At 73.5% G+C, this 21,784-nt stretch carries 21 protein-coding genes and 1 riboswitch; of the genes, 8 read left to right on the forward strand and 13 right to left on the reverse strand.

The genetic code is table 11. The features are described 5' to 3' along the window. Nucleotides 1–88: 88 nt before the first annotated feature. Entirely contained in the window at nucleotides 89–2,128 is a 2,040-nt protein-coding gene (locus ACFVVO_RS29275) for a DHA2 family efflux MFS transporter permease subunit (protein ID WP_390058837.1), read from the forward strand. Here the strand turns inward: ACFVVO_RS29275 and ACFVVO_RS29280 are convergent. After that, nucleotides 2,115–2,624, reverse strand: a complete 510-nt coding sequence (locus ACFVVO_RS29280) for a GNAT family N-acetyltransferase (RefSeq protein WP_390058839.1) — start codon at nucleotides 2,622–2,624, stop codon at nucleotides 2,115–2,117. The genes ACFVVO_RS29275 and ACFVVO_RS29280 overlap by 14 nt on opposite strands. A gap of 148 nt (nucleotides 2,625–2,772) precedes the next feature. On the opposite strand from ACFVVO_RS29280, the gene ACFVVO_RS29285 reads away from it, so the two are divergent. Both ACFVVO_RS29285 and ACFVVO_RS29290 read left to right on the forward strand, forming a co-directional pair. Next, nucleotides 2,773–3,435: a hypothetical protein gene (locus ACFVVO_RS29285; protein ID WP_390058840.1), complete on the forward strand. Its 663-nt coding sequence runs from the start codon at nucleotides 2,773–2,775 to the stop codon at nucleotides 3,433–3,435. 3 nt (nucleotides 3,436–3,438) lie between these two features. After that, a complete protein-coding gene (locus ACFVVO_RS29290; protein ID WP_390058841.1) occupies nucleotides 3,439–4,197 on the forward strand; it encodes a hypothetical protein in 759 nt (252 codons plus the stop codon). 25 nt (nucleotides 4,198–4,222) lie between these two features. On the opposite strand, the gene ACFVVO_RS29295 is transcribed toward ACFVVO_RS29290, so the two are convergent. Then, entirely contained in the window at nucleotides 4,223–4,657 is a 435-nt protein-coding gene (locus tag ACFVVO_RS29295) for a DUF1992 domain-containing protein (RefSeq protein ID WP_390058842.1), read from the reverse strand. Between the two features lie 134 nt (nucleotides 4,658–4,791). Here ACFVVO_RS29295 and ACFVVO_RS29300 point away from each other — a divergent pair, with 134 nt between their 5' ends. Then, nucleotides 4,792–5,184: a hypothetical protein gene (locus ACFVVO_RS29300; protein ID WP_390058844.1), complete on the forward strand. Its 393-nt coding sequence runs from the start codon at nucleotides 4,792–4,794 to the stop codon at nucleotides 5,182–5,184. Between the two features lie 30 nt (nucleotides 5,185–5,214). Here the strand turns inward: ACFVVO_RS29300 and ACFVVO_RS29305 are convergent, their stop codons facing one another. From ACFVVO_RS29305 to ACFVVO_RS29355, 11 genes are all read right to left on the reverse strand, one after another. Then, nucleotides 5,215–5,883, reverse strand: coding sequence for an O-methyltransferase (locus tag ACFVVO_RS29305; RefSeq protein WP_390058846.1), 669 nt, complete (start codon nucleotides 5,881–5,883; stop codon nucleotides 5,215–5,217). Between the two features lie 72 nt (nucleotides 5,884–5,955). Next, nucleotides 5,956–7,077 (reverse strand): DUF2330 domain-containing protein, encoded by a 1,122-nt coding sequence (locus ACFVVO_RS29310; protein ID WP_390058847.1) that lies wholly within the window; start codon nucleotides 7,075–7,077, stop codon nucleotides 5,956–5,958. A 153-nt stretch (nucleotides 7,078–7,230) separates the two neighbouring features. Then, nucleotides 7,231–8,604: a glycine betaine/L-proline transporter ProP gene (proP, locus tag ACFVVO_RS29315; RefSeq protein ID WP_390058848.1), complete on the reverse strand. Its 1,374-nt coding sequence runs from the start codon at nucleotides 8,602–8,604 to the stop codon at nucleotides 7,231–7,233. Between the two features lie 317 nt (nucleotides 8,605–8,921). Further along, a complete protein-coding gene (locus ACFVVO_RS29320) occupies nucleotides 8,922–9,608 on the reverse strand; it encodes a YoaK family protein (protein ID WP_390058850.1) in 687 nt (228 codons plus the stop codon). A 167-nt stretch (nucleotides 9,609–9,775) separates the two neighbouring features. Beyond that, nucleotides 9,776–10,189 (reverse strand): transglycosylase SLT domain-containing protein, encoded by a 414-nt coding sequence (locus ACFVVO_RS29325; protein ID WP_390058851.1) that lies wholly within the window; start codon nucleotides 10,187–10,189, stop codon nucleotides 9,776–9,778. Between the two features lie 336 nt (nucleotides 10,190–10,525). Next, entirely contained in the window at nucleotides 10,526–11,377 is an 852-nt protein-coding gene (locus ACFVVO_RS29330; RefSeq protein WP_390058853.1) for an ECF transporter S component, read from the reverse strand. After that, nucleotides 11,374–13,434 carry an ATP-binding cassette domain-containing protein gene (locus tag ACFVVO_RS29335; protein ID WP_390058854.1) on the reverse strand — a complete coding sequence of 687 codons (2,061 nt, stop codon included), beginning with the start codon at nucleotides 13,432–13,434 and terminating at the stop codon, nucleotides 11,374–11,376. Before ACFVVO_RS29335 ends, ACFVVO_RS29330 begins: the two co-directional genes overlap by 4 nt. Then, nucleotides 13,431–14,468, reverse strand: coding sequence for an energy-coupling factor transporter transmembrane component T (locus ACFVVO_RS29340; protein ID WP_390059100.1), 1,038 nt, complete (start codon nucleotides 14,466–14,468; stop codon nucleotides 13,431–13,433). Before ACFVVO_RS29340 ends, ACFVVO_RS29335 begins: the two co-directional genes overlap by 4 nt. A gap of 232 nt (nucleotides 14,469–14,700) precedes the next feature. Then, nucleotides 14,701–15,345 carry an SCO2322 family protein gene (locus tag ACFVVO_RS29345; RefSeq protein ID WP_390058855.1) on the reverse strand — a complete coding sequence of 215 codons (645 nt, stop codon included), beginning with the start codon at nucleotides 15,343–15,345 and terminating at the stop codon, nucleotides 14,701–14,703. Then, a complete protein-coding gene (locus ACFVVO_RS29350; RefSeq protein ID WP_390058857.1) occupies nucleotides 15,342–16,571 on the reverse strand; it encodes a prenyltransferase/squalene oxidase repeat-containing protein in 1,230 nt (409 codons plus the stop codon). The genes ACFVVO_RS29345 and ACFVVO_RS29350 overlap by 4 nt, the downstream gene beginning before the upstream one ends. Nucleotides 16,572–16,704: 133 nt before the next feature. Then, a riboswitch (cobalamin riboswitch) is annotated at nucleotides 16,705–16,779 on the reverse strand. 190 nt (nucleotides 16,780–16,969) lie between these two features. After that, nucleotides 16,970–17,611 carry a TetR family transcriptional regulator gene (locus tag ACFVVO_RS29355; protein WP_390058858.1) on the reverse strand — a complete coding sequence of 214 codons (642 nt, stop codon included), beginning with the start codon at nucleotides 17,609–17,611 and terminating at the stop codon, nucleotides 16,970–16,972. 221 nt (nucleotides 17,612–17,832) lie between these two features. On the opposite strand from ACFVVO_RS29355, the gene ACFVVO_RS29360 reads away from it, so the two are divergent. The 4 genes from ACFVVO_RS29360 to ACFVVO_RS29375 all read left to right on the forward strand — a co-directional run bounded on the left by ACFVVO_RS29360 (nucleotide 17,833) and on the right by ACFVVO_RS29375 (nucleotide 21,784). Then, nucleotides 17,833–19,245: a glycosyltransferase family 4 protein gene (locus ACFVVO_RS29360; protein WP_390058860.1), complete on the forward strand. Its 1,413-nt coding sequence runs from the start codon at nucleotides 17,833–17,835 to the stop codon at nucleotides 19,243–19,245. Next, nucleotides 19,239–19,991: a class I SAM-dependent methyltransferase gene (locus ACFVVO_RS29365; RefSeq protein WP_390058862.1), complete on the forward strand. Its 753-nt coding sequence runs from the start codon at nucleotides 19,239–19,241 to the stop codon at nucleotides 19,989–19,991. The genes ACFVVO_RS29360 and ACFVVO_RS29365 overlap by 7 nt, the downstream gene beginning before the upstream one ends. Next, nucleotides 19,988–21,058 (forward strand): prenyltransferase, encoded by a 1,071-nt coding sequence (locus ACFVVO_RS29370; protein ID WP_390058863.1) that lies wholly within the window; start codon nucleotides 19,988–19,990, stop codon nucleotides 21,056–21,058. The genes ACFVVO_RS29365 and ACFVVO_RS29370 overlap by 4 nt, the downstream gene beginning before the upstream one ends. Nucleotides 21,059–21,220: 162 nt before the next feature. Then, nucleotides 21,221–21,784, forward strand: a complete 564-nt coding sequence (locus ACFVVO_RS29375) for a hypothetical protein (RefSeq protein ID WP_390058865.1) — start codon at nucleotides 21,221–21,223, stop codon at nucleotides 21,782–21,784.

Consider the following 21,784-nt stretch of genomic DNA (forward strand, 5'->3'; position numbering starts at 1 on the left):
CTTCCTCCACAACCACAGGACTCAACGGGCCATAAGCGGCGACACCGCTCAGGATGGAAGAGGTGCATCGAGCCCCCGGGAGGTCTCCATGGCCCTGGACACGCACGGCACGGCGAAGGACGTGACGGCCGCCGAGCACGTCTCCGGCAACGCGCTCGTCTCGATCGGCGCCCTGCTGCTGGGGCTGCTGCTGGCCGCACTCGACCAGACCATCGTGGCGACGGCGCTGCCCACGATCGTCAGTGACCTGGGCGGGCTCGAGCACCTGTCCTGGGTCGTGACCGCCTACCTGCTGGCCTCCACCGCCGCGACCCCGCTGTGGGGCAAACTCGGCGACCAGTACGGGCGCAAGAAGCTGTTCCAGGCCGCGATCGTCATCTTCCTCATCGGATCCGCGCTGTGCGGAATGGCGCAGAACATGCCGCAGCTCATCGCCTTCCGGGCGCTGCAGGGGCTGGGCGGCGGCGGCCTGATGGTGCTGTCGATGGCGATCGTCGGCGACATCGTGCCGCCACGGGAACGCGGGCGGTACCAGGGCCTGTTCGGCGCCGTGTTCGGCGCCGCGAGTGTGCTCGGGCCGCTGCTCGGCGGGCTGTTCACCGAGCACCTGAGCTGGCGCTGGGTGTTCTACGTCAACCTGCCCGTCGGCGTCGTCGCCCTCGCGGTGATCGCCACCGCCCTGCACATCCCGCGCCGGGCCGCCCGCCACGTCATCGACTACCTCGGCACCGTCCTGATCGCCTCGGTCGCCACCTGCCTGGTGCTGGTCGCCTCCCTCGGCGGCACGACGTGGGGCTGGGACTCGCCGCAGATCATCGGGCTCGCCGTGCTCGGGGTCGTGCTCGCCGTCGCCTTCGTCGCGGTGGAACGCCGGGCCGACGAACCGGTCCTGCCGCTCAAGCTGTTCCGCCTGCGCACCTTCACCCTGGCCGCCGTCATCAGCTTCATCGTCGGCTTCGCCATGTTCGGCGCGATGACCTACCTGCCGACCTTCCTGCAGGTCGTGCACGGAATCTCCCCGACCATGTCCGGTGTCCACATGCTGCCGATGGTGATCGGCCTGCTGCTGTCCTCCACCGTCTCCGGGCAGATCGTCAGCCGCACCGGCCGCTGGAAGGTGTTCCCGATCGCCGGCACCGCCGTGACCGCCATCGGCCTGCTCCTGCTGCACCGGCTCGACGAGCACAGTCCGACCGCCGAGATGAGCGCCTACTTCTTCGTCTTCGGCCTCGGCCTCGGCCTGGTCATGCAGGTCCTGATCCTCATCGTGCAGAACGCGGTGTCCTACGAGGACCTGGGCGTCGCCACCTCCGGCGTCACCTTCTTCCGCTCCATCGGCGCCTCCTTCGGCGTCGCCATCTTCGGCACCGTCTTCGCGAGCCGCCTCGCCGACAAGCTCACCGACGCCTTCCGCGGCGTCCGGCTGCCGCCCGGTGCCACGCCCGACGCCCTCAAGGCCGACCCGCGCGGCATCGCCGCCCTGCCGCCCCCGCTGCGCCCGGCGGCCCTGCACGCGTACGCGTCCGCCATCACGGACGTGTTCCTGTACGCCGCCCCGGTCGCCGTCCTAGGTTTCCTCCTGGCGTGGTTCCTGAAGGAGGACCGGCTGCGCGGCTCGGTCACCGCGCCGGACGCCTCCGAGACCATCCCGCCGAACCCGGTGGAACGCTCCTCCCACGACGAGGTGAGCCGTGCGCTGTCCGTGCTCGGCACCCGTGAGGGGCGCCGCGAGGTCTACCGGGACATCACCGAGCGGGCCGGATACGACCTGCTGCCCGCCGCGAGCTGGCTGCTGCTGCGCATCCGCAGGTACGGCTCGGTGGAGCCCGGGGTGCTCGCCGAGCGCTGTCCCGTGCCGCTGCAGGCCGTCCTGGCCGCCGCCCGCCAGGTCGAGGAGCGGCGCCTGGCCGAGCGGGAGGGCCTGGACCTGGTGCTGACCGCGTCCGGCCGCGAGGTCGCCGAACGGCTCGCCGGGGCCCGCGAGCATTCCCTGGCCGAACTGCTCGGCGACTGGTGGGAACCCGGCCGGTCCACCGACCTCACCCGGCTGGTGAAGGAGCTGACCGGCGAACTGTGCGGCTCGGAACGCGAGCGGCCGCACAACGGCACGGTGCTCAGAGCCGGTTGACGGTGCTCGGGAGTTCCTTGCGGAACCAGTGCTCGGCGTACCGGTCGTCGTTGTGGGGTGCCGTCTCCGTGTAGCCGAGCCGGGCGTACAGGGCGCGGGCCTCGACCAGGTCGCCGCGGGTGTCGAGGACCAGCGCCGTGGCGCCGAGGGCGCGGGCGGCCTCCTCGGCCGCGGCGACCAGGAGCGCCGCGCCGCCCCGGCCGCGCATCCCCTCGAGCACGAACACCCGGGTGAGTTCAGCGGTGTCCGGGCCGAGCAGCCGTACGCCCGCCGAACCGGCCGGCTCACCGGCGTACCGGCCGAGCAGCAACTGCCCGCTGGGCGGGGACAGTTCAGTGCCGGTGTGGGCCGCGATCTCCCGTTCCAGCTCCTCCGGCGCGGTGCGACGTCCCTCGTGCAGCAGGTACCAGCGGTCGCTGACCTCCGTGTAGTACGCCCGCCACAGGGCGACGGCGGCCGGGGAGTCGTAGGGTTCCGGGGCGATCGTCCACGTCATGCCGGCGATTGTCCGGTGCCGGCCCGGGCCCGGCGCAACCGGATATGCGTGCGCCGCTTCGCCGGTGGGCCACCGTTTGTGCGCTGACTTCCGGGTCACACGGAAGGAGAGCCGGCCAGCGGGGCCGGTCCGATTCCGGAAGGCAACCATGTCAACAGGCATGATCATCGCTGTGATCGTGGTCGTGGCGGCCCTGGTCCTCGCCGTCACCCTGATAATGCGCGGCCGCGGCCGGCAGGGCGGACCGGACCTGAAGCGGCGCTTCGGGCCCGAGTACCAGCGGACCGTGGCCCGGCACGACGGCGACGCCAAGGCCGCCGAGCGAGAGCTGACCGAGCGTCTGGAGCGCCACGGCAAGCTGCGTGAACGCCCCCTGGAGCCCGCCGAGCGCGAGCAGTACACCGCTCGCTGGACGGCCGTGCAGGAGCGGTTCGTGGAGGCGCCCCGGGAGGCGGTGGCCGAGGCCGACCGGCTGCTGTCGGATCTCGCCGCCTTCCGCGGCTACCCGGACGGCGGGCGCTACGAGGAGCAGCTCGCCGCGCTGTCCGTGCACCACGCCCAGCACGTCGAGGGCTACCGGCGGGTGCACCGGGTCAGCCAGGCCGGGACGGGCGAGTCCGCTGCCGGAACCGAGGAGCTGCGCACCGCTCTGATGGACGCGCGTGCCCTCTTCGACGACCTGATGAACGACTCCGCCCGGGCGACCGGTCACAGCCGCTCCGAGGTCGCCAGCGGGACGGGCGACGACACCGGGCGCCAGTCGTCCGGCAAGCCGGGGATGTTCGGCAAGAGCCACCCGAGGGGAGTCTGAGCGATGGCGCAGAACAGGGATGCGGCGGCGGGTGCCGAGAGGTACCCGGCCGAAGACGACGCCACCGGTGCCGGGCGACGCCCCGACGAGGAGCGCCGGGTCGGTGAGCGGCTCACGGGTGAGCCGGTGCAGAGCGAGTCGGTCCACCGCCCCGAGGGCGGAGCGGGCCTGCTCCCCGGGGAGGCCGGTGCCGGCCACGAGGGGCTGGACGGGCTGACGGGAGACGACCGCACGCCGCGGGGCGGCTCGGAGACTCACCCGGGCCCGGCCGCGGCCGGGACGGGGGCGGCTGGAACGAGCGCGGCGGGCATCGGCCATGCCGGGTCCGGAACTACTGAGAGGGGCACCGCCGAGGCCGCCACCCCCGGGGCGGACACAGGACCCTCCGGGTCCGCCGCTGCCCGGACGGGCGACACCGGTCGGTCCGGGACCGAGGGCAAGGACTCCGGCAGGCACGCCCCGCTCCTCGCGAGCGCGGAGGCGGAGAAGTGGGAGGCGCAGCTGCACCAGACGCTCGCCGGGTTCGTGGAGGAACCGCAGACGGCCGTCGAGGAGGCCGACCGGACGCTGGAGGAGATCGCCGCGCGGTTCAGCGACGCCGTGACGCGGCGCCGCCGGGCCCTGCGCTCCTCGTGGCAGAGCGGCGAGGAGAACGGCCCGGGCCGCGAGGAGGACGGCCCGGGCCGGGAGACGGACACCGAGCGACTGCGCCTGGCCCTGCGCGACTACCGCGAACTGGCCGACCGCCTGCTCCACTTCTGAACCGGGCACGAACCCCGGGCCCGGTTCAGCCCGCCGGGCCCGGTTCGGCGCGGGTGGCGGCGGTCCTGCGCTGCCGCCACTCGCGCACGACCTCCTCGACGTCGTACGGCTTCTTGCCCAGATACGGTCCCGGCGGTGGCTTGAACATCATGTCGCGGATCTTCACGTTGACATCGTTGATGATCTTCCGGACCATCCGCTCCGAGGGCGCCGCGTAGGCCGCGACGAGCGCGTCCTCCGCCTCCTTGCGCAGGGCCAGCGCCGGCGGCAGCACCGCGAGACCCTCGCGGGCCATCTTCCGCTTGACCCACCACAGTTCGTCGTACGTGGAGTCGAGGTCGGCGGGCAGCGGCTCACCCGCGCCCGGCAGCCGTTCGAACTCACCGCGCCCCTGCGCGTCCCGGATCTGCTTGTCGATCCAGGACTCGAACGGAACCCCCGGTGGCTTTCGCTCGGTCATGAGCCCATTGTGCCGGACGCGGCCCCGCCGGGCGTTTTATCATGCGGCGGCGGTGCGGCAAACAGGCCACCGCGCAAGGACGTCTCCGACGCCGCCGCTTCTTCGACGTCGCAGCATCTTCAGGGGGAACGCACGTGCTCGAACTGACCATGGCCACCGTCTCCGGCGCCGACACGGGCGCCACCGCGGGCATGACGATGGCCGACGCGCCCAGCGATCCGGGCGCCGTGCTGCGCGTGGGCCGGGACGCGTCCGTGTGCCGGCTGGTCACCCCCGAGGACTGGCTGTTCGTCTCCCGCGTCCACCTGGAGTTCCGGTGCGGCCCCGACGGCGGCTGGCAGCTTTCCTGGTTGCGCGGCTCGCAGGCCGAGCCGTCCGCCGAAGTGCGGCTGATCGTCGGCGAGTACGCGCAGACCGTCGCCTACGGTGCCGCCGTGACGCTGCCGCGCGGCGGCTCCGGCGAGGTCGTCGTCCAGGACCGCACCGCGCCGCGCAGCGTCAACGTCGGCTTCTTCCACGAGGTCTGAGCCCCGGGGCGGAGCGGCCGGCGGGGTGGCTCAGCCCAGTACCCGGGCCACCGCGAATCCGTCGTACCCCTTGCTGCCCACCGTCTGCACCGCCGTGCCGCTCAGCCTGGGGTGGGCGGCGATCAGCTCGATGGCCTGGCGCGTGCCGACCACGTCCGGCTCCCTGCTGTCGGCGTCGACGACCCGCCCGCCGCGCACCACGTTGTCCACCACGATGAGGCTGCCCGCGCGGCTCAGCCGCAGCGCCCACTCCACGTAGTGGGCGTTGTTGGGCTTGTCGGCGTCGATGAAGACCAGGTCGAAGGGGGCGGGGTTCTCGTCGGCGAGCTTGGGCAGCGACTCCAGGGCCGGGCCCACCCGCACCTCCGCGATCCGCTCAAGACCGGCCCGGGCGATGTTGCGGGTCGCCACCTCGGCGTGCTTGGCGCTGTACTCCAGCGAGATCAGCCTGCCGTCGGCGGGCAGGGCGCGGGCCAGCCAGATGGTGCTGTAACCACCGAGCGTGCCGATCTCCAGGACGGTCCGGGCGCCCTGGATCTCCGCGAGCAGCTGGAGGAACTTGCCCTGGGTGGCCGTCACGCTGATGTGAGGCAGCCCGGCGACCTCGCTGTCGCGCAGGGCCGCCTGGAGCGCATCGTCCTCCGGTGCGAGATGGCTGCTGAAGTAGAAGTCGACGTCGTCCCAGAGCTGCGAGCTCATGCGCCTGCTGCCTTTCCCGAGTGTCCGCCCGAGTCTCTTCCCGGGGCTCCTTGGGCCTTCCCCCGCATCGTCTCAGCCAACGGGCGCGGACGGGGGGAGCGGCGGCGGTGGCTGCACCGGCGGCGGTGCGGTCACCGGCCGCCGGGAGCGGCGTACGGCGAGCAGAGCGGCGGCCGTGAGAGCCGACAGCAGCCCGCCGCCCACGGTGAGCAGCCACGCCGGGATGCCGGCCACCTCGCGCAGCCGGTCCTCGTAGAACACCTGCTGGACGGGGGTGTCGGCGGCCGCGCGGCGCAGCTCGTGGTCGCCGGAGATCCGGGCGGGCTCGGGGAACCGCTGGTTGAGGGCCGTCAGGTACGGCGTCCCGGCGGCGAGCCTGCCCAGCGCGCCGGAGGGCTTGCCGAGGCGGCCGGCGAAGACCACGCGGGGCGGCGTGCCGCCGATCGCCGTGCGCGGCTCCATCCGGTGCGCGGCGAGCACGTACAGGCCGAGGGACTGCGGGGTGCGGGCCAGGCGGGACAGCCGCATCGGGTAGACCGGCCGGTCGGCGGCGAAGGTGAGGTGCAGGGGGTCGAGGGCGCCGTTCAGGGCGGTCCGCCCGGTCCGGGGGGCGAGCCGTACGGCCACGTACTCCCAGCGCCGGTCGACGTACGGCTGGAGGGCGGTCTTCAGCCGCTCCGGGAAGGTGAAGCCGTGGTCGTGCAGCCAGGTGCCGAGGGCGGCCGGGTCGGTGGCGGTCAGCCGGGCCACGTCGAAGGGGCCGAGCCGCTGCCGGTCGACCACACCGACACCGGCCCCGGCTCCGGGGGGCGCGGCGTCGGCGGCGCCGTCCCCGCCGTCGAAGGGCCGGTCGCCGTTGCCCGGCCAGAAGTGGTACCGGGTGCGGTGCACCGGGGCGACGGCGCGGGCCAGCTGCTCGAAGACGGCCGGGTCGCCGAGGCGGACGCCGGCCCGGTGGGGCACCGGCATGATCCAGGCGGCGTGCCGGGCGTCTCCGGTGACCGTCAGGCGCATGACGATCTGCTCCTGGCGGCCGTCCCAGCGCAGCACCGACTGCTCGTCGGCGACGGCGATCCGCTGCGCCGGGTCCGGGACCATGGCGCCGCAGCCGCAGGCATAGGCGGGGGCGAGCAGCCAGCCGAGCTGGACGCCGAGCAGGGCGAGCAGCAGGGTCAGTACGCGGGCGCGTTTCACGGGGCTACAGACGGTGCCGGTGAGGGAACGGTTCCGGGGCGCGGCCCCGGTGGGCTCGCACCCCGGAAGCGGCGGGCACCCGTGGGCCGGCGTTCCCAAGCGATCGACCCCCGGGCGCTCGCGCTCCGGGGGCCGGTCGAAGGTGAATGACGCCTACCGCTCCACCGAGGGGGCCGAGCCCGGCAGCGGGCGGCCCGCCGACTCGGACATGCGCCAGACGGCGAACCCGCCCACGACGGCCGCGGCCATCATGTAGTACGCGGGCATCATCATGTTCCCGGTCGCGCCGATCAGTGCCGTGACCACCAGCGGGGTCGTACCGCCGAACAGGGACACCGACACGTTGAAGCCGATCGACAGGGAGCCGTAGCGGACCCGGGTCGGGAAGAGCGCGGGCAGCGCGGCCGGCATGGCGGCGGTGAAGCAGACCAGCAGCAGGCCCAGCGCGCCCATGCCCAGGGCCACCGCGACCAGGCTGCCCTGGCGGATCAGCAGTACGGCAGGGACGGACAGCAGCAGGAAGCCCGCGCAGCCCGCGGCGATCACCGGGCGGCGGCCGACACGGTCGGTCAGCGCACCGGCGAACGGCTGGACGATCATCATCAGGGCCATCACGCCGAGCACGACCAGCAGCCCGTGCGTCTCGTCGTACTTCAGCTCACTGGTCAGGTAGCTCGGCATGTACGACAGCAGCATGTAGTCGGTGACGTTGAAGACCAGCACCAGGCCCATGCACAGCAGCAGCGCCTTCCACTGGCCCGCGACCATCTCGCGCAGCGGCACCTTGGGCCGGGCGGCCTCCGCCTTCTCGACCTCGGCCGCGAACGCCGGGGTCTCCTCCAGGCGCATCCGCAGGTAGAGGCCGATGATGCCCATCGGGCCCGCGATCAGGAACGGGATCCGCCAGCCCCAGGTCAGCAGGTCGTGCGTGGACAGCAGGGCCGTCATGAGGGTGACGAGGCCCGCGCCGCCGATGTAGCCGGCCAGCGTGCCGAACTCCAGCCAGCTCCCGAAGAAGCCGCGCTTCTTGTCCGGCGCGTACTCCGCGATGAACGTCGACGCGCCCGCGTACTCGCCACCGGTGGAGAAGCCCTGCACCAGGCGGGCGGCCAGCAGCAGCAGTGGCGCGCCCACGCCGATCGAGGCGTACGACGGGATCAGGCCGATCGCGAACGTGCCCACCGCCATCATGATCATGGTGACGGCGAGGACCTTCTGGCGGCCCACGCGGTCGCCCAGCGGGCCGAAGACCATGCCGCCCAGCGGGCGGACCAGGAAGGCCGCGGCGAAGGCGCCGAACGTCGAGAGCAGCTGTGCGGTCGGGTTGCCTGACGGGAAGAAGACCTTGCCCAGAGTGACCGCGATGTAGCTGTAGACACCGAAGTCGAACCATTCCATGGCGTTGCCGAGCGCTGCCGCCTTCACGGCGCGCTTCACCATGGCTGAGTCGGTGACGGTGACGTCGGCGTGGGCCTTGGCGGCCCGCGGGGTCTTCAGGTGCGGGGTAACGGCAGCGGCGGTCGCCAAAACGGGGCTCGCCTACCTTTCGACGGGGACAGTGACAGGGCCCGGGCGACGGCGGTGTCGGACAGCAGGCCGAAAAGCGACGATAGGCGGACTTCGCCTGCTTACGTCATGTACGCGAGTCGATGCATAGTGCAGCTAAAGGGCCCGTATGCAGGTACTCCTGCCCGATCGAGCCGGGTCATGCCGGCCCGGCCATGTGATCCTTCTCGCGCCCGATTGGGGCAACCGAAGTCCACTCGCGTTTTCGTGGCGCGGACAGAAACGCGAGGTATGCGCGGATGTGTGGAGGTATATCCTCCCGTCGGTACCGGGAGTGTTCACTCCCGCCCCGACGCCACCACCGCCAGCACCCCCGAGACCGCCGCCGCGATCAGCAGGGGGACGCCCAGGCCCTGGTGGAGGACCAGCCAGGCGCCCAGGCAGGCGCCCGCGACCATGGCGATCACCGCCGCCGTGCGGCGCGGGGAGCGGTGGCCGGTGGCGTCGCCGAGGCGGGACTCGGAGGCCAGACCGGTCAGGGTCATCGTCAGGACCGTGGTGGTGAGATCGGGGATGCCCAGCTTGCGGACGGTCGCGTTGCGCAGGCCCAGCGCGAAGGCGGTCAGGGCGATCAGTGCGTACCGGGTGCCGGTCGTGCCCGGCCAGGCGAAGGCGACCACGGCCGACCCGCCGAGCAGCACCGCCTCCGTCGCCAGGATCCGGCGGGCCCACCCGCGCCGCGAGCCGCCGCCGAAGCGGGCCGCCGCCCGGCCGGCCGCCACCGCGCCCAGCAGGAAGCAGGCCAGGGAGGTCGCCGTGAGCGGGGCCGAGAAACCGGGGGCGCCCGCGGCGGCGAAGCCCAGGACCACCACGTTGCCCGTCATGTTGGCCGTGAACACCCGGCCCAGGCCCAGATAGCTCACCGCGTCGATCAGGCCGCTCACCACGGTCAGCGCCAGCAGCACGGCCACCAGCCGTACCCCGCGCGTCTCCGGCTCCGGCTCGGGCGGTGACGGCGCGGTCATGCTTCCTCCGGTCGGCCGGACGGACAGGGCTGGTGCCAGGCCCACCATGCTCCCCCGGCCGCCGGGCGCCCTCCGTGAGGCGCCGCGCAACGCGCGGACATGCGCGCGCACCCTCGCCGGGCGGGGCGAGGGTGCGGATGCGATGCGGGTGCGGAAGCGCGGGTGGCTCAGTACCAGCCGTTGGCCTGCCAGAAGCTCCAGGCCTTGACCGGGCTGCCGTAGCGGGAGTTCATGTAGTCCAGGCCCCACTTGATCTGGGTGGCCGGGTTGCTCTTCCAGTCGGAGCCGGCGGAGGCCATCTTCGAACCGGGCAGGGCCTGCACCAGGCCGTAGGCGCCGGAGGAGCCGTTGGTGGCGCTGGGGTTCCAGCCGCTCTCGTGCTCGACGATCTTGCTGAAGGCGTCGTACTGCGCGGCGTCCGGGATCATCTTGTGCGCGATCGTCCGGGCGGAGGAGGCCGAGTCGGTGGCGGCCTGGGCGGGCGCCGCGGACATCGCCATACCGGCGGTGGCGGCGGCCAGGGCGACGGTCGTGAGGGCCTTCTTCGGGGAGGCGATGCGGCTGATGAAGGAGACGGACACGGAGAACCTCTTGCGTCGGGGACGGGGAGTCGCCCGTATGCCGGAGCCGCCCGTCATACGGGGGCCGCGTACGTCGGCGCCCCGGCCCTTTCGGGCTGCGGCGCCTGGCGACGTCGTCCAGAGAAACAGGCCCGACGGGTGTCCGCAATGACCCCTTTTACTAGTTGTGGCCGGAACGGCGGGGTATCGCGCCCGTGTGGCCCGCGTCTCAAGGCGCAGGTCAGGAGGGGTGCGTGAGGGGACGTATCGGACAAACGGGAGTACGGCCCCGGATCGTAGGTGACCTGCGTCATGTGGGGTGCCTCACCGGCGGTCTGACGGCCCGGATACGGGTCCTCACCCAGCGGGTGCGTCGAACGTGACCGCGGTCTCGAAGGCGGCGCGCCGCGTGGCCCGGCGCAGCGCCCGCAGCAGCACCGGACCGAGCGCCAGGGCCAGCACGACCGTGCACAGCGCCCGGCCCAGGTCCCAGCCGAGCGAGGTGGCCAGGCAGTAGGCGGCGAACCGGGCCAGGTTGGCGGGGACCGAGGCATGCGCGTCGAAGGCGATGTTCGAGGTGCCGGAGCCCATGAAGGGCCAGCCGGCCAGGTTCATGACCGTGCCGTAGGCGAAGGCCGCGCAGAAGCCGTAGGCGGCCAGCAGCAGCAGTTCGGCCCGGCCGCGCAGCCGGGTCCGCCCCGGCAGGAGCCCGGCGCCCATGGTGAACCAGCCCATCGCCAGCATCTGGAACGGCAGCCACGGCCCGACCCCGCCGGTGAGCAGCGCGGAGGCGAACATCGTCACCGAGCCGAGGACGAAACCGAAGCCGGGGCCGAGCACCCGGCCGCTGAGCACCATAAGGAAGAACATCGGCTCGATCCCCGCCGTCCCCGCGCCCACCGGTCGCAGGGCCGCGCCGGTCGCGGCCAGCACACCCAGCATCGCGACCGCCTTGGGTCCGAGGCCGGACTCGGAGATCGTCGCCGCCACCACCGCGATCATCATCAGCAGCAGACCGGCGAACAGCCAGGGCGCGTCCTCGGCGTGCGCGCTGAGCCGCGAGGTGGGCGGCGCGAGGAAGGGCCAGCAGAAGGCCACCACGCCGACCGCGCTGACCAGGCACAATGCGGCGAGGGAGCGCGGGCCGAGGCGAACGGCCCGGACGGGACGGGGGGTTGGGGTCGCGCGGGGAGCGGGGGAGGGGGTCATGCGAGGGCCTCCCGGACCTCGGCCACCGTCAGCCATCGCTGCGGGGCGAGGATCTTGGTCACCTGCGGGGCGAAGGACGGCGACGAGATCACGATCTCCGCCGTGGGGCCGTCGGCGATCACCTCGCCGTCGGCGAGCAGCACCACTCGGTGCGCGATCTCCGCCGCCAGCTCCACGTCGTGCGTGGCGAGGACGATCGCGTGCCCCTCGGCGGCCAGCGCGCGCAGCACGGCGACCAGCCGGGCCTTGGCCGCGTAGTCCAGGCCGCGCGTCGGCTCGTCGAGCAGGAGCAGGGGAGGGCGGGCGGTCAGCACGACCGCCAGGGCGAGCGCCAGACGCTGGCCCTCGGACAGGTCCCGGGGGTGGGTGCCGTCGGTGATGCCGGGCAGCAGCTCGGACACCAGCGCCCGGCAGGTGCCCGGCTCGGCGCCCGCGTCCCGGTCGGCGGCCGTGCACTCGGCGGCCACCGTGTCCGCGTACAGCAGGTCCCGCGGCTCCTGCGGGACCAGGCCGACCCGGCGGACGAGTTCCCCCGGCGGGGTGCGGTGCGGGACGGCTCCGCCGACGCGCACCGAGCCGGCGGTGGGCTCCACCAGGCCGACCAGGGAGCCGAGCAGGGTGGACTTCCCGGCGCCGTTGCGCCCCATCAGCGCGACCGTCTCACCACGCGCCACGCCCAGATCGACGTGCCGCAGCGCGGTGATCGGCCCCCGCCGGACCCCCAGGCCCCGAACCTCGGCGACCCGCGGCGCGGCGGAGGACGGAACAAGGGGCGCGGAGTTCCGCCGGAAGAGGCGGCGCCGGGGGGAGGGGAGAGGGGCGGGGGGTGCTTCGGGCGTGGGGGTGTGGGCCGGGGTGCCTGGCTCGGGCGGCGGGGCGGCGGTGGTGTGCGGCGGCCCGTCGGCGGGGAACGCCGGACCACTCTGCCGGGCCGCGGCGGGGTGGTCGAGCGGCTCGGCGTTGGGCCGCCGGAAGAGGCGGCGCCGGGGGGAGGGGAGAGGGGTGGGGGGCGTTTTGGGCGTGGCGGCGGGAGCCGAGGCGGTCGGCTCGGTCGGCGGGTTGCCGGAGCCGTTCGGATCGTTCGGCTGGGTCGGCGGGGTGTCGGAACCGTTCGGATCGTTCGGCTCGGACGACAGGCTGTCGGAGCCGCTCCGCCCGCTCCGCAGGGGACGGCCGGCCGGCGGCTCGGTCGCCGGGGAGTCAGGCGTGGCCGGCGGTTCCTCGCCGTGGGGTTGCCGGGGCCCGCCGAGGCGGTCGCGCAGGGCGGAGGCGCGGCGGCGGGCGTCCCGGACCGTCAGGGGCAGCGGCGACCAACCCGCCAGCCGGCCCAGGCCCACCACCGGCGGGTACACCGGGGACACGGCCATCACCTCGGCCGGGTCGCCGTAGCGCGGGGCGGCGCCGGGGGCGGGCAGCAGGACGACCCGGTCGGCGTACTGGATCACCCGCTCCAGTCGGTGCTCGGCCAGCAGCACCGTCGTACCGAGGTCGTGGACCAGACGTTGCAGCACGGCCAGCACCTCCTCCGCCGCGGCCGGGTCGAGCGCCGAGGTCGGCTCGTCGAGGACCAGGACCCGGGGGTGCGGGGTGAGGACCGAGCCGATCGCGACCCGCTGCCGCTGCCCGCCCGAGAGCGTGGCGATGGGGCGGTCGCGCAGGTCGGCGAGACCCAGCAGGTCCAGGGTCTCCTCCACCCGGCGGCGCATCACCTCCGGAGCGAGCCCCAACGACTCCATGCCGTAGGCGAGTTCCTCCTCCACCGTGTCCGTCACGAAGTGCGCGAGCGGATCCTGGCCCACCGTGCCGACCACGTCGGCGAGTTCGCGCGGCTGGTGGGTGCGGGTGTCCCGGCCGGCCACGGTGACCCGTCCGCGCAGGGTGCCGCCGGTGAAATGCGGCACCAGCCCGCTGACCGCGCCCAGCACGGTCGACTTGCCGACCCCGGACGGGCCCACGAGCAGCACGAGTTCACCCTCGGGCACCTCGAAGTCCACACCCCGGACGGCCGGTTCGCCCGCGCCCTCGTACGTGACGCTGACATCCTCGAAGCGGATCACGACGGCTCCTCGACGGGCTTGGGTACGACGAAGGCGGGCAGCAGCGCGAGCAGTACGGCCGCGGCCGGCCACAGCGGGAGGGCGGGCGCCACCAGCGGGACCACCCCGGGATGCAGCGCGTCCGGATCGCGTACGGCGGCGAGTGTGAGCAGCGCGGCGACCCCGGCCCCCGAGCCCGCGACCAGCCACGCCCGCACCCCCCACGGATCCGGCCGGTACCGGGTGCGCGGGGACCGGCGGCCGCCCAGGCGCAGACCGGCCAGCGCGGCGGCGACCCCCGCGCCCAGCACCGGAATCCCGTACGTGCCGCCCTCCGCGGTCAGCAGCCCGTACGTTCCCGCGCAGACGCCGAGCAGCCCGCCCAGGGTGAGCGCGGTCGTCGTACGGCGCACGCGGGCCGGGACCTCGGCGGTACGGCCGTAGCCGCGGGCGTCCATCGCGGCGGCCAGCGCGACCGAACGCTCCAACGCGCCCTCCAGCACCGGCAGTCCGACCTGCAGCAGGCCCCGTACGCCCCGGTCCGGACGGCCGCGCAGCCGGCGGGCGGCGCGCAGCCGCTGGACGTCGGCGATGAGGTGGGGCGCGAAGGTGAGCGCGACGACCACGGCCACGCCCACCTCGTACAGCGCGCCGGGCAGGGACTTCAGCAGACGGGCCGGGCTCGCGAGGGCGTTGGCGGCACCGACGCAGATGAGCAGGGTGGCCAGCTTCAGGCCGTTGTAGCCGGCGAAGAGCAGCGCCTCCGCGGTGACCCGGCCGCCGAGCCGGATGCCCTGGACCCAGTGCGGGAGCGGGACCTCGGGGAGGGTGAGCAGCACATGGGTGCCGGGGATGGGGGAGCCGAGGGCGACGGTGAAGGCGAGGCGGATGAGGAGCACGGCGACGGCGAGCTTGGCGAAGGCGGCGTAGGAGCGGGACCAGGGGGAGGAGGAGCGGTGGGTCGCCACCACATAGCCCGCCGCGGCTATCAGCAGGGCGAGGAGGAGAGGGTTGGTGGTGCGGGTGGCGGCGGTGCCGAGGCCGAGGGACCACAGCCACCAGGCGCCGGGGTGCAGCGGCGCACGGCCGTGCCGGGGCCGGACGGGAGCGGCTTCCGCTCGCCCGCGCTCCCGGGGCGCGCCCGCGCCCGGCCTCCCCGCCCCGGCGCCACGGCTGCCCACGGTCTTGGCGGCACGGCCGTCCACGCTCGCGGAGGTACGACCTTCCGCGGCCGTGCCGGCACGACCGCCCGCCTGCGTGGTGGCCGCGATGGCAGTGCTGCTACGGCTACGCATTCCCGCGCCGCCGCCGGGACTGCCACACCGCCGCCCCGGCCAGCACCGCGACCACGCCCACACCGATCGGCAGCCCCAGCGAGGGACCGCCGTCCGGCTCCGGCTTCTTCGCGGCCTTCACCGGCTTCTCCTGCGCCGACACCTGCTCCCCGCATCCCTTGTGCGGATACCCGGCGATCGCGCAGAGCAGGGCGTTGGTGTCGTAGCGCAGGGGCTTGGCGGCCGAGGCCAGCGCCTCGGCCGTCGTCGCGTCGGAGGAGACCCGGGCGCAGGCCGTGCGGCGCTCGGGCGGGGTCTCGCCGGAGGGGGCGTCCGCCGGCGTGCCGAAGTCGATGACGAGGGCCACCCGCTTCGTGCCCGCCTTCGCGGGCGTGCCGGCGCAGATCGTGGCGAAGTCCGCCGTGCCGCGCGGCCGGGTCGCGTCCTGCGAGTCCTCGCTCACCGCGAAGCGGAAGCCCTGGACCGCGCCGTCGTCGGGACGGGCGGTCGAGGGGCCCTCGGTGGCGTACGACCAGTGCCCGCCGGTCCGCTCCCAGAACGACCAGTAACGGTACCCGGCGGCCTGCGCCTGCGCCGCGCCGGCCAGGACGACGAACGCGGCGAGGAGCAGGGCGACGGCACGGCGGACGGCGGTCACGGCTGCTGCTTCTTCCGGCGGCCGCTCAGCAGGAAGCCGATGCCGATGCCGGCCACGAGGCCGACGCCGACGATCCACCAGACACCGGTGTTCGAGTCGTCCTCGGCCCGCTTGCCGGACTCCTCGGTGTGGGCGGCCGCGCGTGGCGCCGGGCCGGTGGCGTTGAGCGACCGCACCAGGTCGGTGCCGCCGAAGTGCCGTGCGTCGGCGCCGACCGCGTGCGCGGCGAGGATGAGCTGGGCGTAGGCGGCCGGGCCGCTCTGCCGGGCCCAGCCGGCCGCGTTCTTCTCCAGCCAGGCGTACGGCTTCTTCGCCTGCGCGCTCCAGCCGTCCGCCGCGAGCGCGACGACCGCGTCCGCGGTGTTGCCGTAGTCGGGCTGGTCCTCGGCGCCGGGCAGCGCCGACTTGAGGTGGCCGGACCCGGCGACGGCGTGGGCGAGATACGCGGCGGCGTTGTCCGCGACCCGGCCCTCGGTGGCCCTGCCGGAGGAGGAGCAGGCGGGGTCCTTGGCGCGGGTCTTGCCGGGCCCGTTGACGAACCCCTTGCCGAGGGCGCCCAGCACACCGGCCGCCGTGGCGTCCGCGTTGGCGACCAGGCGCCCCTTCTTGTCCGGCTGGTAGGCGAGGGCGCCACCGCCGTCCGCGTCGCAGGCAAGCGCCTGCGCGCTCAGCAGCTCGTACGGGGTGCTCTTGTCGGCGCGGAGTTTGCCGAGGTCCTCCCCGGCCCCGGCGAAGGCGCCGATGACGACCGAGGTGGAGTTGGTGTCGCTCGGGCTGCCCGGCGTGTAACCCCAGCCGCCGTCCTTGTTCTGCGCGTTCTTCAGCCAGACCAGGGCGCCGCGTATCTCGGCGCCGTGTCCGCCGAGCGCCTGCAGGGCCTGGACGGCGGCGGCCGTGCTGTTGGTGTCGGGCTGGGCGCCGCCCTTGCCCTCACAGGGCTTGGCCGTGTCCGCCCGGAACGCGGCGAAGCCGCCCTTGGCGCACTGCTGTCCCACCAGCCAGTCGACGGCCGGGGCGGCGGGCCGGTAGCCGAGGGTGCGCTGGGCGAGCAGGGCGAGGGACTGGCGCCAGACGCCGTCGTACGTCGGGTCGGACTTGCCGAACAGCCCGGCCGGAACCGCCACCTTGGGCGAAGCGGAGGGGGACGTGTCGGCGGCGGTGGCGGGTGCGGCGGCGGCCAGCACGCCTATGGCGGCGAGAGCCGCGGCATTGCGGCGGACGTTCATGGTCGGCGACTGCCTCTCCCTGCGAGGAACCGGCAGCGCACGGGAAACACCCCGGGCGGCTCGGCTCCGTAAACCTCGACGGTGCCGTGCACGGCGGGCCGCCGCGCACGCGAGCCGGTCAACGTCCCGTACGGGGTGGTCCGGCTCACCGTCGGGTGACGAACGGCTCACGGTTGCGGGTCAGCGCCGGAATTGCACCGGCTTCCCCCCGTACGGGTGTGATGACGACGCCGCCACTTTACCGGCAGCCCCGCCGAGGCTGATGAGTGGCTGTGAGCACACGGACCCGGTGACCGGGGTCACGGCCATTTCGAGAGGGAGTTGACGCCGGAGGCGTTCACACGGCGGCGGAACATCGCGGCTGCCGCTCCCCCTTGGACGGCACCCGAGGGCCGCCCTCAGCGCGCCCTCGGGGTGACCTCCGGATCCGTCAGGTCCATCAGCCGGCACACCGTTTCGATGTCGACCTTGACCTGGGCGATGGAGGCGCGGCCCGAGAGCCAGGTGATCAGGGCCGAGTGCCAGGTGTGCTCTATGACGCGGACCGCGGAGAGCTGTTCCGGGGTCGGGTGGTCCAGGCCCATCGCGTCGAGGATGATCGCCGTGGTCTGCCGGGAGACCTGGTCGACCTCGGGGGAGACGCTGCGGTCGGCGAAGGTGAGGGCGCGGACCATCGCGTCCGCCAGTTGCGGCTCGCGCTGCAGGGCCCGGAACGCCCGCATCAGGGTCTCCGCGACCCGCTCGGCCGGCGAGTCGCCCGCCGGGGGTTTCTTGCGGAGGGTGCCGTGCATGTGCTCCAACTGGTCCTGCATGGTGGCGACCAGCAGATGCACCTTCGACGGGAAGTACCGGTACAGGGTGCCGAGGGCGACCTGCGAGGACTCGGCGACCTCCCGCATCTGCACGGCGTCGAAACCGCCCCGGCTCGCCAGTTGGGCGCTCGCCTGCAGGATGCGGCGGCGGCGGGCCTCCTGCCGCTCGGTCAGCGGTGCCGTGGGGGGCCGGACACTCCCGGCTTCCAGCTTGGATTCCGCAGGCATGGGTCCCGCTCCGTGACAGTCGGTGAGGACATCTGTAGGGCACGTGATCATCCAGCATGGCGGGGGGTTCGCGCCGTGGCGTGAATCACCTGATCCACTGCTGTCAGGGCCCCTACCTGCCGGTAGATTCAGAGCCTCTTGAACGATCAAGTCTGAAACTTGTTCTAGATTAGCGTCCCGTCATAGTGTCGCGGGACAGTGCAGGGAGAAGGGGGCCCGGAGTGACCGCTCAGGCCAGTCAGGCGGGGCCCCGGCCGGAGCTCGCAGCTGACGGCGGGCGACCGCTGCGCATCGCGCTTCTCACCTATAAAGGGAACCCGTTCTGCGGCGGCCAGGGCGTCTACGTCCGGCACCTCTCCCGCGAGCTGGCCCGCCTCGGCCACCGGGTCGAGGTCATCGGCGCCCAGCCCTATCCCGTGCTCGACGAGGGATACGACGGCCTGAGCCTCACCGAGCTGCCCAGCCTCGACCTCTACCGCCAGCCCGACCCCTTCCGCACCCCCGGGCGGGACGAGTACCGGGACTGGATCGACGCCCTCGAGGTCGCCACCATGTGGACCGGCGGCTTCCCCGAGCCGCTCACGTTCTCCCTGCGCGCCCGACGCCATCTCCGCGCCCGCCGCGGCGAGTTCGACGTCGTCCACGACAACCAGACGCTCGGCTACGGCCTGCTCGGCGACATCGGCGCCCCCCTGGTCACCACGATCCACCACCCCATCACCGTCGACCGGCAGTTGGAGCTGGACGCGGCCGAGAGCCGGCAGCGCCGTCTGTCCGTGCGCCGCTGGTACGCCTTCACCCGGATGCAGAAGCGCGTCGCCCGCCGCCTGCCCTCGGTGCTCACCGTCTCCGGCAGCTCCCGCCAGGAGATCGTGGACCACCTCGGCGTCCGCGACGACCGCGTCCACGTGGTCCACATCGGCGCCGACACCGACCTCTTCGCGCCGAACCCCGCCGTCGCCGAGGTGCCCGGCCGGATCGTCACCACCTCCAGCGCCGACGTCCCCCTCAAGGGCCTGGTCTTCCTCGTGGAGGCCCTCGCCAAGGTGCGCACCGAACACCCGGCGGCCCACCTCGTCGTCGTCGGCAAGCGCCCCACGGAGGGCCCCGTCGCCCAGGCGATCGAGCGCTACGGCCTCGAAGACGCCGTCGAGTTCGTCAAGGGCATCTCCGACGCCGAACTGGTCGACCTGATCCGCTCGGCCGAGGTCGCCTGCGTGCCCTCGCTCTACGAGGGCTTCTCGCTGCCCGCCGCCGAGGCCATGGCCACCGGCACCCCCCTGGTCGCCACCACCGGCGGTGCCATCCCCGAGGTCGCCGGACGCGACGGCGAGACCTGCCTGGCCGTGCCGCCCGGCGACGCGGGAGCCCTCGCCGTCGGGCTCGTGCGGCTGCTGGGCGACCCCGGACTGCGCGAGCGCCTCGGCCGCGCCGGCCGCGAGCGGGTACTGAGCCGCTTCACCTGGGCCCGGGCCGCCGAGGGAACGGTGGCCCGCTACCGGGAGGCCATGGCCGGCCACAGTGGCCGTACGGGTGCCCAGGACCGGCCCGGCGCCGCGCCCGCCGCCGTACTCCGAGAACCACTCGCCTCCGACCGCGCAACCTCCGACCGCGAAAGCAGGGCCACGTGCTGACCGTCGACTTCTCCCGGTTCCCGCTCGCCCCCGGCGACCGTGTCCTGGACCTCGGCTGCGGTGCCGGCCGGCACGCCTTCGAGTGCTACCGGCGTGGCGCGCAGGTCGTGGCCCTGGACCAGAACGGCGAGGAGATCCGCGAGGTCGCCAAGTGGTTCGCGGCCATGAAGGAGGCCGGCGAGGCACCGGCCGGCGCCACCGCCACAGCCATGGAGGGCGACGCCCTCGCGCTGCCCTTCCCCGACGAGTCCTTCGACGTCGTCATCATCTCCGAGGTGATGGAGCACATCCCCGACGACAAGGGCATCCTCGCCGAGATGGTGCGCGTGCTCCGGCCCGGCGGCCGCATCGCCATCACCGTGCCCCGCTACGGCCCCGAGAAGGTCTGCTGGGCGCTGTCCGACGCCTACCACGAGGTCGAGGGCGGCCACATCCGCATCTACAAGGCCGACGAGCTGCTGGGCAAGGTCCGCGAGGCCGGCCTGCGGCCGTACGGCAGCCACCACGCGCACGCCCTGCACTCGCCCTACTGGTGGCTGAAGTGCGCGTTCGGCGTGGACAACGACAAGGCGCTACCGGTGCGGGCGTACCACAAGCTGCTGGTCTGGGACATCATGAAGAAGCCGCTAGCCACCCGGATCGCCGAGCAGGCGCTGAACCCGGTCATCGGCAAGAGCTTCGTCGTCTACGCCACCAAGCCCCACCTCCCGCGGGTGGACGAGACCTCCGAGGCGGCCGCCAAGTGACCACCCCCCGGACAGAACACCTCGTCCTGCCCGGGGTCCTCACCGCCGAGCAGGCCGCCGCGACCGTACGCGGCGTCCTCGCCGTGCAGCGGGAGGACGGCGCGATCCCCTGGTTCCGCGGGCACCACCTCGACCCGTGGGACCACACCGAGGCCGCCATGGCCCTGGACGCGGCCGGCGAGCACGAGGCCGCCGAGCGGGCGTACAACTGGCTCGCCGCCCATCAGAACGAGGACGGCTCCTGGTACGCGGCCTACGCCGACGGTGCCCACGACGACGTCACCGACCGCGGCCGCGAGTCCAACTTCGTCGCCTACATCGCCGTAGGCGTCTGGCACCACTACCTGTCCACCGGCGACGACACGTTCCTGGACCGCATGTGGCCCACCGTGTACGCGGCGGTCGAGTGGGTGCTGCGGCTGCAGCGGCCCGGCGGCCAGATCGGCTGGCGCCGCGACGACGACGGCACCCCCGCGGCCGACGCCCTGCTCACCGGCAGCTCCTCCGTGCACCACGCGCTGCGCTGCGCCCTCGCCATCGCCGAGCAGCGCGAGGAGCCGCAGCCGGACTGGGAGCTGGCGGCCGGGGCGCTGCGCCACGCCATCCGCCGCCACCCCGAGCGCTTCCTCGACAAGGACCGCTACTCGATGGACTGGTACTACCCCGTCCTCGGCGGCGCGCTCACCGGAACCGAGGCCAAGGAGCGCATCGAGGCGGACTGGGACCGCTTCGTCGTCCCTGGCCTGGGTGTGCGCTGCGTCGTCCCCAACCCCTGGGTGACCGGCGGCGAGTCCTGCGAACTCGCGCTGGCCCTGTGGGCGATGGGCGAGTCCGACCGCGCGCTGGAGATCCTGCAGTCGGTGCAGCACCTGCGGGACGCGGAGAGCGGCCTGTACTGGACGGGTTACGTCTTCGACGACGACGCCATATGGCCCCGCGAGCTCACCACCTGGACGGCGGGTTCGCTGCTGCTGGCCGTCGCCGCGCTGGGCGGCCACGACGCCACCTGCGCGGTCTTCGGTGGGGAGTACCTGCCGTCCGGGCTCGACCCCGACTGCTGCGACTGACAGGCGACGGCACACTGAGTAGCCGATCGGCTACTCAGTGTGCGAACCGGGGCGAGACATGCGCATGTTGCGAAACATGTCCATGTTTCGGATGAGGTGCGTGAGGTCACACGGCTCCACGGAGCACACGGACCGAACGCGACACCTCCACGGGAGGACACCGTGCCCGTACCGATACGCCACATCGCCGTGGCCCTCACCCTCTGCTGCGCCCTGCTCGCCGGTTCCACGGCCTACGCCTCGAGCCATGACACCTCGCAGCGCAACCCGACGGCCGCCGTCGCGGCTGCCGAGCCCAGCCCCAGCACCTCCGCCGAGAAGCAGAAGTTCGCCAAGACCCGGTTCGTGGCGAACGCGGGCCTCGCGGCCGGAGCCGTCTACCAGTGGATCTACAAGCCCTACAAGGCCGGCAAGTTCAAGAAGGGCGCGCACGGCCGCAAGCTGACCCTCGTCAAGGCGGGCCTCGCCGGCGCGTTCGCGTACAACCGCCTGAAGGCGGCGGCGCGCAACGCCAAGGGCGATCCCACCCTCTCCAAGGCCATCGCCCCCATCACGGCGGGCATCGAGTCGCTGAAGAAACTGCCCGCCAAGCTCCGCAAGGGCGACGGCGGCGCGGCCAACGACTTCAACGACATCATCAACCAGGTGAAGGACGCCGGGAAGAACGCCGGCGCCGAGGTCAAGAACAAGGTGCCGTCCCTGTCCGAGGTCAAGAACGGTTCCTAG

The organism is Streptomyces sp. NPDC058145 (assembly GCF_042884245.1).
Lineage (GTDB): Bacteria > Actinomycetota > Actinomycetes > Streptomycetales > Streptomycetaceae > Streptomyces.

Bases quoted from the DNA above. Each gene is read 5' to 3' on its own strand.
- ACFVVO_RS29305 (WP_390058846.1), bottom strand. From the start codon at position 5,883: ATGAGCTCGCAGCTCTGGGACGACGTCGACTTCTACTTCAGCAGCCAT.
- ACFVVO_RS29330 (WP_390058853.1), bottom strand. From the start codon at position 11,377: ATGACCCCCTCCCCCGCTCCCCGCGCGACCCCAACCCCCCGTCCCGTC.
- ACFVVO_RS29280 (WP_390058839.1), bottom strand. From the start codon at position 2,624: ATGACGTGGACGATCGCCCCGGAACCCTACGACTCCCCGGCCGCCGTC.
- ACFVVO_RS29350 (WP_390058857.1), bottom strand. From the start codon at position 16,571: ATGAACGTCCGCCGCAATGCCGCGGCTCTCGCCGCCATAGGCGTGCTG.
- ACFVVO_RS29290 (WP_390058841.1), top strand. From the start codon at position 3,439: ATGGCGCAGAACAGGGATGCGGCGGCGGGTGCCGAGAGGTACCCGGCC.
- ACFVVO_RS29295 (WP_390058842.1), bottom strand. From the start codon at position 4,657: ATGACCGAGCGAAAGCCACCGGGGGTTCCGTTCGAGTCCTGGATCGAC.
- ACFVVO_RS29275 (WP_390058837.1), top strand. From the start codon at position 89: ATGGCCCTGGACACGCACGGCACGGCGAAGGACGTGACGGCCGCCGAG.
- ACFVVO_RS29355 (WP_390058858.1), bottom strand. From the start codon at position 17,611: ATGCCTGCGGAATCCAAGCTGGAAGCCGGGAGTGTCCGGCCCCCCACG.
- ACFVVO_RS29320 (WP_390058850.1), bottom strand. From the start codon at position 9,608: ATGACCGCGCCGTCACCGCCCGAGCCGGAGCCGGAGACGCGCGGGGTA.
- ACFVVO_RS29285 (WP_390058840.1), top strand. From the start codon at position 2,773: ATGTCAACAGGCATGATCATCGCTGTGATCGTGGTCGTGGCGGCCCTG.